This window comes from Spirochaetia bacterium (genome assembly GCA_022482625.1).
Taxonomy (GTDB): Bacteria; Spirochaetota; Spirochaetia; order Sphaerochaetales; family Sphaerochaetaceae; genus Pleomorphochaeta.
The window spans coordinates 492,103-507,307 of the sequence record JAKVOU010000001.1 but is presented as its reverse complement, the minus strand read 5'-3'; the positions used below and the strand labels follow the sequence as shown (position 1 = coordinate 507,307).

At 47.1% G+C, this 15,205-nt stretch carries 15 protein-coding genes and 1 other RNA gene; 6 read left to right on the top strand and 10 right to left on the bottom strand.

Going from position 1 to position 15,205, the window contains the following annotated elements:
* Nucleotides 1–9: 9 nt before the first annotated feature.
* Nucleotides 10–642, bottom strand: coding sequence for a hypothetical protein (locus LKE40_02295; protein MCH3916310.1), 633 nt, complete (start codon nucleotides 640–642; stop codon nucleotides 10–12).
* A 209-nt stretch (nucleotides 643–851) separates the two neighbouring features.
* On the opposite strand from LKE40_02295, the gene folD reads away from it, so the two are divergent.
* From folD to ssrA, 5 genes are all read left to right on the top strand, one after another.
* Entirely contained in the window at nucleotides 852–1,739 is an 888-nt protein-coding gene (gene folD, locus LKE40_02290) for a bifunctional methylenetetrahydrofolate dehydrogenase/methenyltetrahydrofolate cyclohydrolase FolD (GenBank protein MCH3916309.1), read from the top strand.
* On the top strand, nucleotides 1,736–3,061 hold the full coding sequence (miaB, locus tag LKE40_02285; protein MCH3916308.1) for a tRNA (N6-isopentenyl adenosine(37)-C2)-methylthiotransferase MiaB: 1,326 nt from the start codon (nucleotides 1,736–1,738) through the stop codon (nucleotides 3,059–3,061). Before folD ends, miaB begins: the two co-directional genes overlap by 4 nt.
* A 108-nt stretch (nucleotides 3,062–3,169) precedes the next feature.
* Nucleotides 3,170–3,955: an NAD-dependent protein deacylase gene (locus LKE40_02280; GenBank protein ID MCH3916307.1), complete on the top strand. Its 786-nt coding sequence runs from the start codon at nucleotides 3,170–3,172 to the stop codon at nucleotides 3,953–3,955.
* A 23-nt stretch (nucleotides 3,956–3,978) separates the two neighbouring features.
* Nucleotides 3,979–4,539: a GNAT family N-acetyltransferase gene (locus tag LKE40_02275; protein MCH3916306.1), complete on the top strand. Its 561-nt coding sequence runs from the start codon at nucleotides 3,979–3,981 to the stop codon at nucleotides 4,537–4,539.
* A gap of 84 nt (nucleotides 4,540–4,623) precedes the next feature.
* Nucleotides 4,624–5,000, top strand: a transfer-messenger RNA (tmRNA) gene (ssrA, locus tag LKE40_02270).
* A gap of 162 nt (nucleotides 5,001–5,162) precedes the next feature.
* On the opposite strand, the gene LKE40_02265 is transcribed toward ssrA, so the two are convergent.
* From LKE40_02265 to tsaA, 3 genes are all read right to left on the bottom strand, one after another.
* Nucleotides 5,163–6,500 (bottom strand): MATE family efflux transporter, encoded by a 1,338-nt coding sequence (locus LKE40_02265; protein MCH3916305.1) that lies wholly within the window; start codon nucleotides 6,498–6,500, stop codon nucleotides 5,163–5,165.
* A 65-nt stretch (nucleotides 6,501–6,565) separates the two neighbouring features.
* Nucleotides 6,566–7,231 (bottom strand): queuosine precursor transporter, encoded by a 666-nt coding sequence (locus tag LKE40_02260; protein ID MCH3916304.1) that lies wholly within the window; start codon nucleotides 7,229–7,231, stop codon nucleotides 6,566–6,568.
* A gap of 90 nt (nucleotides 7,232–7,321) precedes the next feature.
* The gene (gene tsaA / locus LKE40_02255; GenBank protein MCH3916303.1) at nucleotides 7,322–7,996 is read right to left on the bottom strand and encodes a tRNA (N6-threonylcarbamoyladenosine(37)-N6)-methyltransferase TrmO; all 675 of its coding nucleotides are present in this window, start codon (nucleotides 7,994–7,996) and stop codon (nucleotides 7,322–7,324) included.
* 124 nt (nucleotides 7,997–8,120) lie between these two features.
* On the opposite strand from tsaA, the gene LKE40_02250 reads away from it, so the two are divergent.
* On the top strand, nucleotides 8,121–8,669 hold the full coding sequence (locus LKE40_02250; GenBank protein ID MCH3916302.1) for a flavodoxin family protein: 549 nt from the start codon (nucleotides 8,121–8,123) through the stop codon (nucleotides 8,667–8,669).
* 11 nt (nucleotides 8,670–8,680) lie between these two features.
* On the opposite strand, the gene LKE40_02245 is transcribed toward LKE40_02250, so the two are convergent.
* The 6 genes from LKE40_02245 to LKE40_02220 form a co-directional block, all read right to left on the bottom strand.
* Nucleotides 8,681–9,610, bottom strand: coding sequence for a nucleoside hydrolase (locus tag LKE40_02245; protein ID MCH3916301.1), 930 nt, complete (start codon nucleotides 9,608–9,610; stop codon nucleotides 8,681–8,683).
* Between the two features lies 1 nt (nucleotide 9,611).
* Nucleotides 9,612–10,337, bottom strand: coding sequence for a purine-nucleoside phosphorylase (locus LKE40_02240; protein MCH3916300.1), 726 nt, complete (start codon nucleotides 10,335–10,337; stop codon nucleotides 9,612–9,614).
* A 1-nt stretch (nucleotide 10,338) separates the two neighbouring features.
* Entirely contained in the window at nucleotides 10,339–11,244 is a 906-nt protein-coding gene (locus LKE40_02235) for an ABC transporter permease (GenBank protein MCH3916299.1), read from the bottom strand.
* Nucleotides 11,241–12,344, bottom strand: a complete 1,104-nt coding sequence (locus LKE40_02230) for an ABC transporter permease (protein ID MCH3916298.1) — start codon at nucleotides 12,342–12,344, stop codon at nucleotides 11,241–11,243. Before LKE40_02230 ends, LKE40_02235 begins: the two co-directional genes overlap by 4 nt.
* Nucleotides 12,341–13,852 carry an ABC transporter ATP-binding protein gene (locus LKE40_02225; GenBank protein ID MCH3916297.1) on the bottom strand — a complete coding sequence of 504 codons (1,512 nt, stop codon included), beginning with the start codon at nucleotides 13,850–13,852 and terminating at the stop codon, nucleotides 12,341–12,343. The genes LKE40_02230 and LKE40_02225 overlap by 4 nt, the downstream gene beginning before the upstream one ends.
* Nucleotides 13,853–13,980: 128 nt before the next feature.
* Nucleotides 13,981–15,102 (bottom strand): BMP family ABC transporter substrate-binding protein, encoded by a 1,122-nt coding sequence (locus tag LKE40_02220; protein MCH3916296.1) that lies wholly within the window; start codon nucleotides 15,100–15,102, stop codon nucleotides 13,981–13,983.
* Between the last annotated feature and the right edge of the window lie 103 nt (nucleotides 15,103–15,205).

The following is a 15,205-nucleotide window of genomic DNA, read 5'->3' as shown; positions in this document are numbered from 1 at the left end:
TCTCTCTCCTCAGTTCCTGTAGGTGACCTTAAGGACAACAGGTATGGTTGCGAAGGTTCCATTGTCCTGAGCCGTATCTTGGTAAAAACTTATTTGTGGGATGAAGTCAACCCCGGTTTCAAGACCGAGTCCCCAGTTGTCATTGAAGAAGTACATGCCTCCTATGCCAAGATTGGCATACGGGCTGAGCAATCCCTGTGAAACATCAGTCAGGTTGTTGGAAGTGTAGTGGTTGTATGCTAGGCCTAAACCAGCAGTCAGATATAAATCAAACTTTCCAGTCTGTATAGGATAATAGGCTACCTTTGCCATTAGCGGGACATTATAATACAGATGGTCTCCTTTATCATAATTGAAAGAATAGCCAAGCTCTCCTCCAAAAGCCCACCGTTCATTCGTGAAAGCCATATAGGAAATGGCGGCATAACCACCTACGTAGATATTCATGTCGTTAGAAAAGAAGTACCACTGGTCCGGATGATTGTTTTCTCCTGTCCAGAAATGGAGGAAGAAAGGTGCTGTTATGCCAGCTGTGAATGAGAATGATGTATTGCCCTTTTCATAGTATGTGCTCTGTGCAAAAAGCCCTGTTGAAGCAAGCAGCATGATGCAGAGAAACAGACCTGATAATTTCTTTTTCATGAAATATTCCCTCGGGATGTTTTTATTAGAACAACAGCCAATCAGCTGTCTCGTTACAAGCTTTCTCCCTATTGCATGATACTGACTTTTGCCTGTGCATATCAACCTCAGGTTTTCTGACTGTCTATGTGCTTTGTATGTGTTTTCTTTTTGCTACGGTAGTGGAACAACAGCAACGATTGTGCTATATAAAAGGCAAGGAGCATAACGTGCAGATATTATCAGGAAAAGAGGTTGCCGAGGCACGGCTGGAAAGAATTGCCAAGGAATGTATAACATTCAAGGAAGCGTATGGGAAAGTACCGACTCTGGCTGTTGTCTTGGTAGGAAATGATCCTGCCAGCCAAAGTTATGTACGAAGCAAGCATAAAGCCTGTATCCGCCTTGGTTTCGGTCACCGTGACTATACGCTGCCAGCCGAAACGAAGGAAAGTGATCTCCTTGCCTTGGTAAAGGAACTCAACGAGGATCCAGAAGTCAACGGCATACTGGTACAGCTTCCCTTGCCGAAAGGAATGGACGAAGAAAAGGTCATAGAGACTATTGATCCCAACAAGGATGTCGATGGTTTCCATCCTCAGAACGTAGGCAAGTTGCTGATAGGGCTTGATGGATTTGTCTCCTGTACACCGAACGGTGTACTTGCCATACTTGACCACTATGGCATCGAAACCTGTGGCAAACATGCCGTCATTGTGGGGAGAAGCAACATAGTCGGCAAGCCTATGGCTGCCTTGCTCATGCAGAAAGGAAGGGATGCTACCGTTACGGTCTGCAATTCCAAGACATATGATTTGCCTTCTATTACCAGAAGTGCCGACATTCTCATTGCTGCCATCGGCAAACCTGCTTTTATTACAGCTGGCATGGTGAAAGATGGGGCTGTCGTCATCGATGTCGGTATCAACAGGGTCGAGGATGCAACAAGGAAACGTGGTTATCGCCTTGTCGGCGACGTAGATTATGGACCAGTCAGCGAAAAAGTTTCTGCCATTACTCCTGTTCCAGGAGGCGTGGGCCTGATGACCATAGCCATGCTTATGGAAAATACAATGAAAAGTGCTTTGATGAGCGTCAAGGGAAACAAGACTGTATGAGTATTGCTGACAAGCCTGTGAAGGTTGCCTCTTATTTGATTGAAACCTATGGGTGCCAGATGAATGTCGCGGAAAGCAATGCCCTTGAAACACAGTTGCAGGGAATCGGACTTACAAAAGCCCGATGTGCAGAAGAAGCGGACCTTGTGGTATTGAATACCTGTTCTGTCAGACAGACTGCTGAAAACAGGATATGGGGGCGTCTTGGCTTCTATTCCAGGCTGAAGAAGGAACGTCCCATGTATCTGGTCGTGACCGGCTGTATGGCTGAGCGTCTTTCAGACCAATTGAAAAAGGAAGCTCCTTATGTCGATTATGTGCTTGGTACCAATGACAAGCAGGAAATACTTGAGATAGCTCAAGGCATGTATGAGGATGAGAAAGCAACATCCTACCATTTCCAAAGGTCATACTACAAGGAAGGGGATCTGTCGACCTATGTGCCGATCATGAATGGCTGCAATAATTTCTGCTCATACTGTATCGTCCCATATGTACGTGGAAGGGAAGTTTCCCGTCCGCTGTCAGAAATCCTTACAGAAGTAAGATTCCTTTCAGCAAAAGGCGTGAAGGAAATTACGCTCCTGGGACAGAATGTGAACAGTTACGCCTATGAAGATGCAACAGGCAGGAAGGTGAACTTTCCTGTGTTGCTTGAAGCAGTCTGTACTGCCGCAGAAGGCGTGGAATGGATTCGTTTTGAATCCCCCCATCCCAAGGATTTCAGTGAGTCTCTTATCCAGGTGATACAGAAGGAACCAAGGGTTGCAAAACATCTGCACATTCCTCTTCAGAGCGGTAGTTCACGGATCCTTCAGCTGATGAACCGGAAATATGACAGGGAGCAATTCATTTCCCTGATCCAGCGGATAAAGGAAGAAATCCCATCCGTAACCTTTTCAACGGACGTCATGGTCGGTTTTCCCGGTGAAACAGAAGAAGACTACATGGAGACCCGAAGCTTGCTTGAACTGATGCGGTGTACTGAAGCTTTTATGTACTACTGGAATCCAAGGGAAGGTACGAGGGCGGTCAAGATGGACGGACAACTTTCGGAAGAAACCAAAGGTGAAAGGTTGAGAAAGCTGATTGACAGACAACAGATCATTTTCCATGAGGAAAAGACAGCAAGGGCAAGCGGTACCCATCGTATATTGGTTACAGGTGTAAGCAGAAATGATGAAAAGCAGTTCCTTGGCCGTGGCGAACATAACGAAATGGTAGCCTTTACACCTATTGGCCGATGTGTGAGAGGTGAGGTTGTTGCCGTGTCATATACGGGAGTCAATGGGAATACAATGACCGGTTTCCAAGCTAAGTAATATCTTTCCTGTTGCATGGGAGTAGGTACTTGCAAACACACATAGATGATTTTATCATTGTCAGGAGGGCCTGTCCGTTTGTTATGGCAGACCATAGGAGGGCATGTTTTGAAAGACTTTGATACCGATATAGGACAATTGGAGCAATTACTTGAAAAAAGTCATTCTACTGTAGTCTTTACAGGTGCAGGAATATCGACGATGAGCGGTATTCCTGATTTTCGAGGTGCCCATGGTGTCTATACGGATCCTTGGCATGGAATGCAGGTTGAACAGGTACTTGATATCTCCTTCTTCCATACTCATCCGGAGATTTTCTATGCATGGGCAAAGGATGTATGGTACCACCTGGAAGATTATCAGCCGAACATTGTGCATACAGTGTTGGCAAAGCTCGAAAACAAAGGCTATGTACAGGGTATATTTACCCAGAACATCGACATGCTGCACACAAGGGCAGGTTCAAAGAAAGTCTATGAAGTCCATGGTAGTGCCCGTCACCATGCCTGTACCAACTGTGGCAAATACTACTCATATGCACAGGTTGCACCGATTGTACGGGAAGGAAAGGTCCCGAGGTGCGAAGCCTGCGGCGGAGTCATAAAACCAGACATCGTCTTATATGGGGAAGCACTTGACAGTTCAATTTTGACTCGTGCCTATGAAATGTTCTCTGCCTGTGACCTTTGCCTGATCCTCGGCTCTTCCATGACCGTACAGCCTGCTGCATCGTTTCCCTCTTATGTCCGCCATGGAAAGATCGTGATTGTCAATGCCCAACCGACATATTATGATCGGGTGGCAGCACTCCGTTTTACCGATCTCGTTGAAGTCTTTGACAAACTTGACACCTTTGCCGAAAAACTTACACCGAAGAAACAACTGGAGGATTGAATGTCTTGTATGGAGGTTTGGAGGTGAAAAGCCTGTTCCCTCGATTGGAAACGCCGCATTTCGATCTGCGGCCCGTAAGTACCAGGGATTTGGAGGAAATGCTGAGTTGGGCCGAGGATCCTGAGGTTGCCAGATATCTTCCTTGGGGAAAGGTACAGGAAAGATTGCTTGCCTTGGAAACGCTCTATCGGAATTATGTGTGCATGGAAGGAGTCTATGCCTTGGAATTACGGGAGGAACATCGTTGTGTCGGAATCCTTACCGTAAAGCTGATTTCCGAACAGGATGCTGCAGTAGGCTATGCCCTGAACAAGTGTTACTGGGGTAAGGGACTGATGAAAGAAGTCCTGACAGTAATGATCGAACATCTTTTTGCTGATTTGGAAATCTGGGAAGTTCAGGCAGAATGTGCCCAGGAGAACCTTCCTTCCATACATTTGCTGGAAGCTTGCGGGCTGAAGCTTATCGGTAATATAAAAGATAAGGGTATCTGCTGTTTCAGGTATGCGATGATACGGAAAGTTCCTGCTTGTCTTTCTGCTGCCAGTGCATTTGATTCGCCAAATTATGACTATCCTGCTTGAATGTCATAGGCAGTTTCTTTTGCCACTTGCCTTTTTGCTGGTTGTGTAGTATATTCTGCTTGTCCTTGAAGAAGCAATTCTTTGGGGGGTGTACTTGGTTTCGACTGGCGTAGATCAGGCCGGAGGCTGCAGACGGAGCGCCAACTCCATAAACTAGCAAAAAACAATAACTGCAAAGAAAGACGAAGATTACTTCGACGATGCAGAATACGCTCTCGCTGCGTAAGCTAGCTTGAACGTACAGGCTCCCTTAGTGCTGTTCCTAACTTTCGGATGCTTGTAACAATAGGGACTTACCTCTGCAGAGGTCAGTGCTGCAGAGGAACATAAAAGCTGACTTGGCTAGGATGATGTCTGTTCCTGCACAGAAGTTCTGGCGACAAAACCAAGCAGGGACTAAGCCTGTAGAGGTCTACGGGTGGCACGTCAGGACGGGAGTTCGACTCTCCCCACCTCCATTGTACAGATTGTAGTTCGGATCCGTTGTGCAAAACAGCGGATCCGAATTATTTTGTCTGTGTTGTAAGAAAGCCTAGGATATCTTGCTGTTATAGTTACCCAGTAGGGCTTAGGGACACAATGAGTTCAGTCTTTTCGTAATCTTTATGGTTCGTAGCAACCGTTCAACGTTGCCTGAGCCAGTCTACCTTGAAGTAATAGAAGATGAATATCAATGAGCTGAGAGTCCATGTGATGGGATAAGCCCAGAATACGACCCGTATGTCATTGAAGTATTTCAAAGTGATGAAGATATAGCTTACCCGTATCAGGCACCAGCAGACAAGCATTACCAGCATGGGTATGATAGCTCTGCCGGCTCCACGGAAGATGCCGGCCATGGTATGCGACAAGGCAAGGCAACAGAAGAAAAAACATGCGATGTGAGCCTTTTCGGTTCCGATCGCAAGTACTTCAGGATCCCTGCTGAAAAGCAACAGCAGAGGCTTCGCAAACAAAAAAAGGAACAATCCGAAGGTTTCCGCCATGATCAGGCAGAATGCCAGGGAGAAGCGTATACCTTTCCTTACTCTTCCTAGTTCTCCTGCTCCTATGTTCTGGCTCGTAAAAGTAGTCAAGGCAAGGGCAAAGCTGGTAATCGGCAGAAAAACAAATCCTTGGATACGCAGGAAAGCCCCATTGCCAGCCATGGCAGCTGCTCCGAAACTGTTGACGCTGGCCTGCACGAAGACATTTGCGATTGAAATTACGGAGTTCTGGATACCGGAAGGAATACCGATATGCAGGATGCGTCCAAGTTGCCTGCCATGGAATCGTACCTGGCGGAGATGTACCCTGTATTGTTCCTTTGTGAGAAAGAGAAGTCCCATGGAAAGGACTGCGGAAATTGCTTCGCTTATGATGGTTGCATAGGCTGCTCCGTCCATTCCCCAGTCCAAGACACCTACGAACAGCAGGTCAAGCACGATGTTGGTCAGGGATGAAGCAATGAGAAAATACAGCGGATGCCTGCTGTCTCCAAGAGCCTGGAGTATACCTGTGGCCATGTTGTAGAGTATGAGTGAGCTGATGCCTATGAAATAGATCTCTACATAAGAATTTGCCTGTGAGAAAACCTCGGCAGGGGTCCCCATCCATCTGAGGATGTATGGGGAACCGATTATACCGACAATGGTAACAAGGGCACTGCTGGAAAAGCCCAAAGCTACTGTCGTGTGGATGGACTTGCTGACACCGTCAGCATCGTCTGAACCGAAGTATTTGGAAATTACTACTCCCGCACCTATGAAAAGACCATTGAACAGACCTACCAGAAGGAAAACCAACGGCCCTACGGAAGTTATGGCAGCAAGTGCTTCTTTTCCGACAAAATTACCGATAACCAATGAATCCACGGTAAGATATAACTGTTGGAAAAGATTTGCAAGAAAGACAGGAAAAGCAAATGTCAGAATTTCACGTCCGACTGCTCCTTTTGTCATCAACCTGATATTTGATTTCATCCCACCATGATAACTTTTCTATCTTAGGATTGGAAGCAGATTCCGAAAAATTTACCGTAACAATTTCAGCAGGATACGGCTGTGGCAAGTTGGTTTTCCTTGAAAGGTTTTTCTCCTTTCAACCACCTTACGCCGAGATAGCAGAATGGCGTATCCATGGCAGCAAAAAGTACTTTGAACATCCAGTACGGTAGGATAAGGGAAATGAGAAAAGGTACATCAAACTGTGGTGTCAGATGATAGAAGGCAATGAAATCGAAGACAATCGTATCAATGAGCTGACTTGTCATCGTTGCAGTATTGTTCCTGATCCACAGGTATCTACCGCCGCAGGCAGCGCCGATTTTGTCAAAGAGTACGACATCAAGGTTCTGGCTGATCATGAAGCTGATGAGTGAAGCAATGGTCATGCGGAGTGTCGAGCCGAATATCAAGGCATATTCCTTCTGGTAGGAATAACCGGAATACGGGGGAATCTTGACGCAGAGCGCGACCATGCAGAAAAGGAATAGGAGCATTCCTGTTGCAACTTTTACAAAGAAAAGTGCTTCAGCTTTACCTTTTACCTCACCGACGATGTCGGTGATGAGGAAGAGGATCGGCATGAAAAAAATGCCGACCGACACCCTGATTGAAAACAAGGCAATGATCTTGGTCCCTATGGTATTGACCAATACCATAGATGTGATGAACAGTGAGAAAAGAATCAATTCTTTTTTGTGTTGTGTCATTATTGTACCACCAAAAAATATTGAGTTTTCTGGCAGTATAACGGAGTAGCGGTATCATAACAAGGCATTTTCCTGTCGGCTTGCCCTCTGTCAACTCTTTTTTTCTACTGAAATCACGGTAAGTTGCTTCCCTGTCACGGTAAACTTTATTTCCAACCCTGAGAATACAAATCCATAGATTCTCTCAGGATCATGTTGGTAGGACGGACGCGGGTCCTGGGCAAGGATCGAAAGTATGTTTTCTTTTTTTTCTTCAGGAATCCTTTCCTGGATTTCCAAAGGTATCGAGACGGTAAGCAAGGTACGGCTGACGCTGTCAACGAAACCGCCTTTTGCATCGGGTATACTGTCATAGAGCGGGACATAAGGTTTTATGTCATAGATAGGGGTACCGTCAAGCATGTCTGCACCCTGCACATGCAGCAAGGGACCTTGTGCTGCCGAGTTTTCAATGCCGAGAAGCCGGACGCAGGAAAGGCCCAAGGGATTCGGCCTGAAAGGGGAGCGGGTAGCAAAGACACCGACCTTTGTATTACCTCCTAACCTTGGAGGACGTACCATGGGTTTCCAGCCTTTTGAAAGGTGTTCGGAAAACTGCCAGATGAGCCAGATATGGGAATAACCTTCAAGTCCGATGAATTCCTGGGGATTCCTGTAGCCATCAAGAAATGTAATCCATCCTTCTGCATGTCGGATGATCCCTGCCTGTCTTGGAATTCCGAATTTTGTATTGAAGTCAGTATGTATGGTTGCAATAGGTTTCATATCCTGATGGTAGCGTATCCCTGGCCATAAGCCAAGACTGTTTCCTGAATACATCGGAGGGCGTCTTATCTCTTTTCTGATCAGATGAAAAAGCCTATACTGGCTATATCAGGGAGAAAAGAAAATGAACCTTTTGATTTTCAACGGAAGTCCCCGCAAGGATGGCAACTGCAGTACTGCCGTACGGACAATTACGGAAACAGTGAAATCACATATCACTGATGCGACGGTAATCGTCCTTGATACCAATGAAATGGACCTCCGGCCTTGCCAGGATTGCAAGGCGTGCTTTGACAATGGGGGAGATTGTGTCTTTGATGATGATACCAACGAAATGATCAACAGCGTAAGGGAAGCGGATACGATCCTTTACGTAACTCCCGTCTATTTCTGGGGAGTCTCGGCCCAACTGAAACTGGCAGTGGACAAACTTTATTGCATCAGTGGGCCTGATGGACCTAAGCAAGCAAAGAAGGCCGGTATCATCAGTATCGGCGGGGCGTCTTTGGAGGATATGGAGTATGAGCTCATATCCAAGCAGTTCGGATGTATCTTTGACTACATCGGGTGGGAAAAAACGGTCGACCTGTCTTTCCATGCTTCGGAAAAAGATGACCTTGCAAAGGATGAAAAGGCGCTGTCGACATTGAAATCCGTATGGCAGAAACTGTAGGTGCCGTTGTGCTACCTGAGGTTGCTGAGCGAGGCTGAAAGCAAATCCCAGAACCTCAAGGCATCGACTTTGATACCGATGAATGTATCGGCGGTTTCTTCCGGCCATAATGCAACGGTCCTACCATAGGTGTAGGTGCCTTTTGTCTCGACGACCACGTTTCTTCTTGTAAAGGTAAAGAGTGAGCTGTCAAGCAGATAGGCAATGCAGCAGGGATCATGCATGGATGGGAAATCATGGATTACATCCATGCAGGCCCGTGTATAACTTTCCATGCCTTTCAGGAAAAGGCCTCTCATGGTCCTAGGATCTGCTTCCTGTTCTTTTCTGAACCGTTCCAATATCTGATCCGTCAGGGTAACCTGCAGTGTGACGTCAAGTCCCATCATGTAGATTCTTGCATGACTGGAAAAGACGATCTGGGCTGCCTCAGGATCTGCATATATGTTGAATTCGGCACTGGGAGTTATGTTGCCTTCTCCCATCGATCCTCCCATAAGGACGACTTGCTTTACATTTTCTGCCAGACGTGGCTCTTCCCTGAAGGCCAAGGCAATATCAGTCAATGGACCGGTAGCAACCAAGGAAATCTGTCCAGGATTTTCCATTATGGTCTTGATGATGAATGCTATGCCGTTTCCACTGCAACGGCGGCTGCAGTCAGGAGGAAATGTATAGCCGGCCAGACCATTTGTACCATGGACATGTCCTGCTTTGATCGGTTCTCTTACCAGGGGTTTTTCCGCTCCACGAAAAACAGGAATGTCTTTTCCCATTGCTTCTACCAGATGCAAATTGTTTTCCAAGGTATGGGCTAGGCTGACGTTGCCGGCGACGGCAATGATTCCTTCTATCTGCAGTTTGTCGGAACCTGCTGCCAGCAGGATTGCCACAGCATCATCCTGACCTGTGTCACAGTCAATAAGTATCCTTTCTTTCATATCAGTCTTTTCCTCTCAGGTACAATCCTTCCAAAGCGACCTTGATCATCTTTTCATTTCCCTTCATACGGTCAGCGTCTGCAAAACTTTTTCCCGTCGCACAGTTGTCGGTCATGGTGAGGATGGAAAAAGCATGTTTTCCGGCTCTCATGGCATTGCAATAGAGCGCATAGGTTTCCATGTCCTGTGCCAAGGCACCCATATCAGCCCAAGCTTTCCAAGAATCGGCACCAAGTGCATTGTAACTGCTGAACAGGTCACTGGAAAGTACCATGCCCATGGTATAACGGTAACCAAGTCTTTCAACAGCCGTATGCATGCAACCAAGCAAGGAAGGAGAGCAGACAGGGCTGAAGGTTCCTTTCAGCCCATATTGATGTGCCCATGCAGAATCGGTAGAAGCCGTCAAGGCAAAGACAAGATCTCCTACTTCAAGAGACGGCTGATAGCCTCCGCAGGTACCTATTCTTACTATGTTGTCAACTTTATATGCAGCAAACAGTTCCCATGAGTAGATACCTACGGAAGGCCCTCCCATGCCGGAAGCCATGACGCTCATGCGTTTTCCCTTGTAAGTTCCTGTAAAGCATGGGATTCCACGTATTTCAGAAACAAGGGATGCATTGTCCAGGAAATTTTCAGCTACGAAACGAGCTCTTGCAGGATCTCCTGGAAGCAGTACATCCTTTGCAATCATTCCGACTTCAGCAGCATTATGAGGCGTCATATCATGATGCTCCTTTTTCATATGGAATGCCGTTGGCCTGCGGAGCATAATCCTTTCCGCTGGTGAGTATCAAGGCGACAAGGGTCACGAAGTATGGCAGTATGTTGAAGTATTCGGAAGGTATGCCCCTGAGACTGGTGATATTCGTTGCGATTACTCCCATAGCCTGCATGCCGCCGAACAGGATTGCAGCGCCTGTTACCCCAAGCGGTGTCCATCTGCCGAAGGATACGGCTGCAAGGGCAATGAAGCCTCGGCCTCCGATGGTACCTGAAGTGTACTGGATGGTCTGCGTCAGGACGATACAACCGCCGGACAATCCTGCGAGTGCTCCTGATATCATGACACCGCTGTATCGCATCAGACGTACATTTATACCGACTGAATCCGCAGCAGCAGGGTGCTCGCCACAGGCTCTCAGATGCATGCCGAAAGGAGTCTTGAACATGACAAACCAGGCAATGATGACGACGGCAACTGCAATATAGACAGTAGGATACATACCTATTTTGTCAGGTAACATGCCGATCTTATATTCTTTTGTACGGTCTGCATGGAACAGTATCTGTGCTACGAAGATGGTCAGGCCGTCAGCAAGCAGGTTTATGCCTGTGCCGCTGATCGTCTGGTCTGCCTTCAGGTCAATGGAGGCCACTGCATGGATAAGGGAGAAAGCCCAGCCGACGAATGCACCCAGAAGAAGCGCAAGCACGAGTGAATAGCGTCCATAGCCGGCAGCTTCCATGAGGTAATGGCAGCATGCGGCTGCGCAGGCACCGAGCCCCATCAGACCTTCCAAAGCAATGTTGACCACTCCGCTTCGTTCAGTAAACATACCGCCTATGGCAGTGATGAGTATAGGAGCTACGATCATAAGTATGGTCGGAATCTGCAGCAATATGTTCATTTGTGCAGTACCTCCTTCTGGAGTTTTTTCTTGTTCCTATAGAGCTTGACAAGTTCCAATCCACTGCGCAGTGAGATGAAGACAACGATCAGACCCTGGATGATAAAAGTAATTTCCTTGGGAATATTCCTGCTTTGCATAAGGGACTGGCTTTGTTTCAGTACGCCGAAAAGCAATCCTGCAAGCAGGTTGCCGATAGCCGTGTTGTTACCTACCAAGGAAACTGCGATTCCCATGAAACCATAGTTGTCCATTCCAGTGATGATCCTTCCTTTCGGAAAAGCTCCTCCCTGCAGGACTATTGCGCCGGCAAGTCCGGCGAAGGCACCCGCCAGAGCCATGCTGGCTGCAATTGACCGTACCGTTGATATGCCACAGCATTTTGCAGCATTCTTGTTATAGCCTGTTGCCCTCATGCTGTATCCCAACTTGGTTTTGTTGACGACAAACCAGTAAAGCAGTACTGAAAGCAGTACGAAGAAAATACCTATGTTCAGGTTTGATGTCTTGATCAGGAACTTGGAAAGCAATGCAGTAGCGGGTAGGGGATCAGTGTTATAGGTGGTTGCACCAGGCTGATGGAAACAGATCAACCGGCTTGCATAGAGGGCAATATAGTTGAGCATGATGGTCGCGACGACTTCACTTACGTTGTACTTTGCCTTGAGCAAACCTACGATGCCGCCCCACAAGGCTCCTGCAATGAAAGCAACCAAGAGGCAGAAGAACCATTGTCCGGGAAACGGAGAGATGAAGAGTGCAAGGGACTGGGCAGCTGTCATTCCCATGATATACTGTCCTTCAGCTCCGATATTGAATAGGCCGACCCTGCATGGCAGTCCCATGGAAAGCCCACAGAGAATGTAGGGCATGGAATAAGCCAGGGTTTCTCCGATGTATCGGAAATTCCATGTACCGTCCCTTTTCGGGATACCGACCATCGAGTCAAAGATGGAACTGAACATGTTTGCAGGATTCTTGCCGACTGCCAGTACCAGTATGGTTCCGCAGAGGAAACCCAAGAGGACGACCAGGAGGGAAATCATCACCTCATTGTCCAGCATCCAGTCAATGAATGAACGTTTTTCTTCTGTTTTCATTTCTTTTCCTCCCTGCCGCTGGAAGCCATCATCAGGCCTATCTGCCTTTCATTGACTTCACCTTCCTTGAATATACCGACGATCTGGCCTTTGCTGATTGTTGCGATTGTATCACAGAGATTCATGATTTCATCCAGTTCGAAGGAAATGAGGAGGATTGCCTGTCCGCTGTCACGTTCCTGAAGCAGTCTCTTCCTTATGAATTCTATGGCACCTACGTCCAGTCCTCTGGTAGGCTGTGCGACCAGCAGGACTTTCGGGTCCAATGAGATTTCCCGTGCAATTATTGCCTTCTGCTGGTTTCCACCTGAAAGCGAACCTGCTTTTGTTGCCGGTCCCAATGCTGCACGTATGTCGAATTCCTTGATTTGTTTATCTGCAACCGGCTGGAATCTTGCTTGGTTCAAGGTATGTAGCGGACCCGCATACTTTTTTTTGTAGAAATCTTTGAGGACTGCATTTTCACTGAGTGAAAATTCCTTGACCAACCCATACTTCTGTCGGTCTTCCGGTACGTAGCCCAGTCCGTTCTTTATCCTGTCAAGGATTGTCATGTGGGTGATGTCAGTTCCGTCAAGGGTAACTGTTCCCTCTGTGATAGGCAGCATGCCGCAAAGGCCCATCAACAGCTCATTCTGTCCATTGCCATCGACGCCGGCAATACCCAGTATTTCGCCTGAATGGATATCAAGACTCAGGTCTGTGACTTTCTGCAGCCCATTATGGTCATTGATGCTGACATTTTTTATTTCCAGCATTTTCTTTCCCATATGGAGCGGATTCTTTTCTATCTGGAACTTGACGGCATGTCCGACCATCATCGAAGCCAATTCATCTTCGGTAACATCAGCTACATTTACTGTCCCTATGTATTTCCCTCTGCGCAGTACACTGCAGCGGTCGCTGACTGCCTTGATTTCCTTGAGCTTATGCGTGATGAGGATGATGGTCTTGCCTTCCTGCTTGAGCTTTCGGATAATTTCCATCAGTTCGTCGATTTCCTGTGGCGTAAGCACTGCGGTAGGTTCATCGAAGATGATGATTTTTGAATCAGAATACAATGTCTTGAGAATTTCGACCCGCTGTTGCTGCCCGACGGTGATATCGTCAATTTTTGCCCGTGGGTCTACCATGAGACCATAATGGTCAGACAGTTCTTGGACTTTCTTTTCTGCTATGCTGAGGTTCAGTATGCCGAAGCGATTTCTCGGTTCCCTTCCCAGTACGATATTTTCGGTTACGGTATAGTTGTGTACCAGTTTGAAATGCTGGTGTACCATACCGATACCAAGTTCCGTTGCTATATTCGGATTCTTGATGTGCTCTTCCTTTCCGAATATCCGAATCATGCCACTGTCTGCGCTGTATGCACCGAAGAGGATGGACATCAGGGTTGATTTTCCTGCACCGTTTTCTCCTAACAAGGCATGTACTTCATTATCTCTTACACGTATGGTGACGTTGTCATTTGCTATGATACCAGGAAAAGTCTTGGTGATGCCAAGCATTTCAATAGCATATTCACTCACGGGAGCCTCCTGTCTATCTGGAAGCGGGTCCAACCAGAAAGTTTGCTTGAACAAAAGTAGTCCGGGGACTGAAGTCACCCGGACTTTATTCCATATCAGGAAATTAATCAGTCATCAAGCGCATGGAGACCAGCAGGAACAGCTCCGGCGGCCAAGGCATCCTTGTAGACACCATAGACTTTGATATCGCCCTTGATGATTGCGGCCTTTGCTTTTTCAGCTGCATCAATTGCATCCTTGTCCAATTTTTTGTTGGCCTGGGAGTAACCGACACCACCGTCTTTCATGGACATGACGATTTGACCAGCAGCCCAAGTGTTGTTTGAAATTCTGTTGAGTGCATCAAGAGTGGAATTTTCAACAAGTTTCAGCATTGAAGTAAGGACTGCGCTTTTGCCATCTGCATAGATGCCGTCTTCATATTGGTCGGAATCAACACCGATTGCCCATACGTTCTTACCTGCAAGACGCATTTCCTTGGCTTGGGAAATAGTACCGTTGCCCGTGCCGCCTGCGGCACTGAAGATGCAGTACACACCATTGTCATACCAGCTCTTTGCCTGTGCCTTTGCAAGTTCCGGGGCTCCCCAGCTGTTTGCATAGTAATCGACTACCTGTGCATTGGGAAGGATTGACTTGATACCCTGGATATAACCCATTTCAAACTTCGTGATAGTTGCTCCAGGAACTCCGCCGATGAAGCCGAACCTAGGATTCTGGATGCCGTCGTGGATTGCCTGTGAGGCAGCAACGACACCGACAAGATATGAACCCTGTTCTTCCGTATAGACATATTCCCTTACATTCGGTTGGTTGACCCAGTTGACATCGACAATCATGAATTTCTGGTCAGGATACTGCTTGGCAACTTCTCCAAGTGCATCAGCCCAGGTGAAACCTGTGGTAATGATCAAGTCATAGCCGGCATCTGCGGCATTCTTGAGATTCGGGATATACATATCCTGTGAAGCTGCAGTGACGACATCATACAAACTGCCTCTTGAAGGGGTGTTGTCCCAGGTCTCACCATAGAACTTGAGTATGCCACGCCAGGCAGCTGCATTGAATGATTTGTCATCAATACCGGTTGCATCAGTCAAGAGTCGTACACTTGGCTTGGATGCAGTTTCTGTTTTTGTAGCTGTAGTACTGGATTCCGCATTCCCGTTGGCAAAAGCTGCTACGGATACGGCACCGATCAACAATAGTGAAATGAGTGTTCTTTTCATAAAAAGACCTCCAGATTAATTCCACCGCTCTCCTGGTGGTGTTTATATAGTAGCATCGGACATCGAATTTGCAAGCATAATTACCAGAAAAATCAAAAATCAT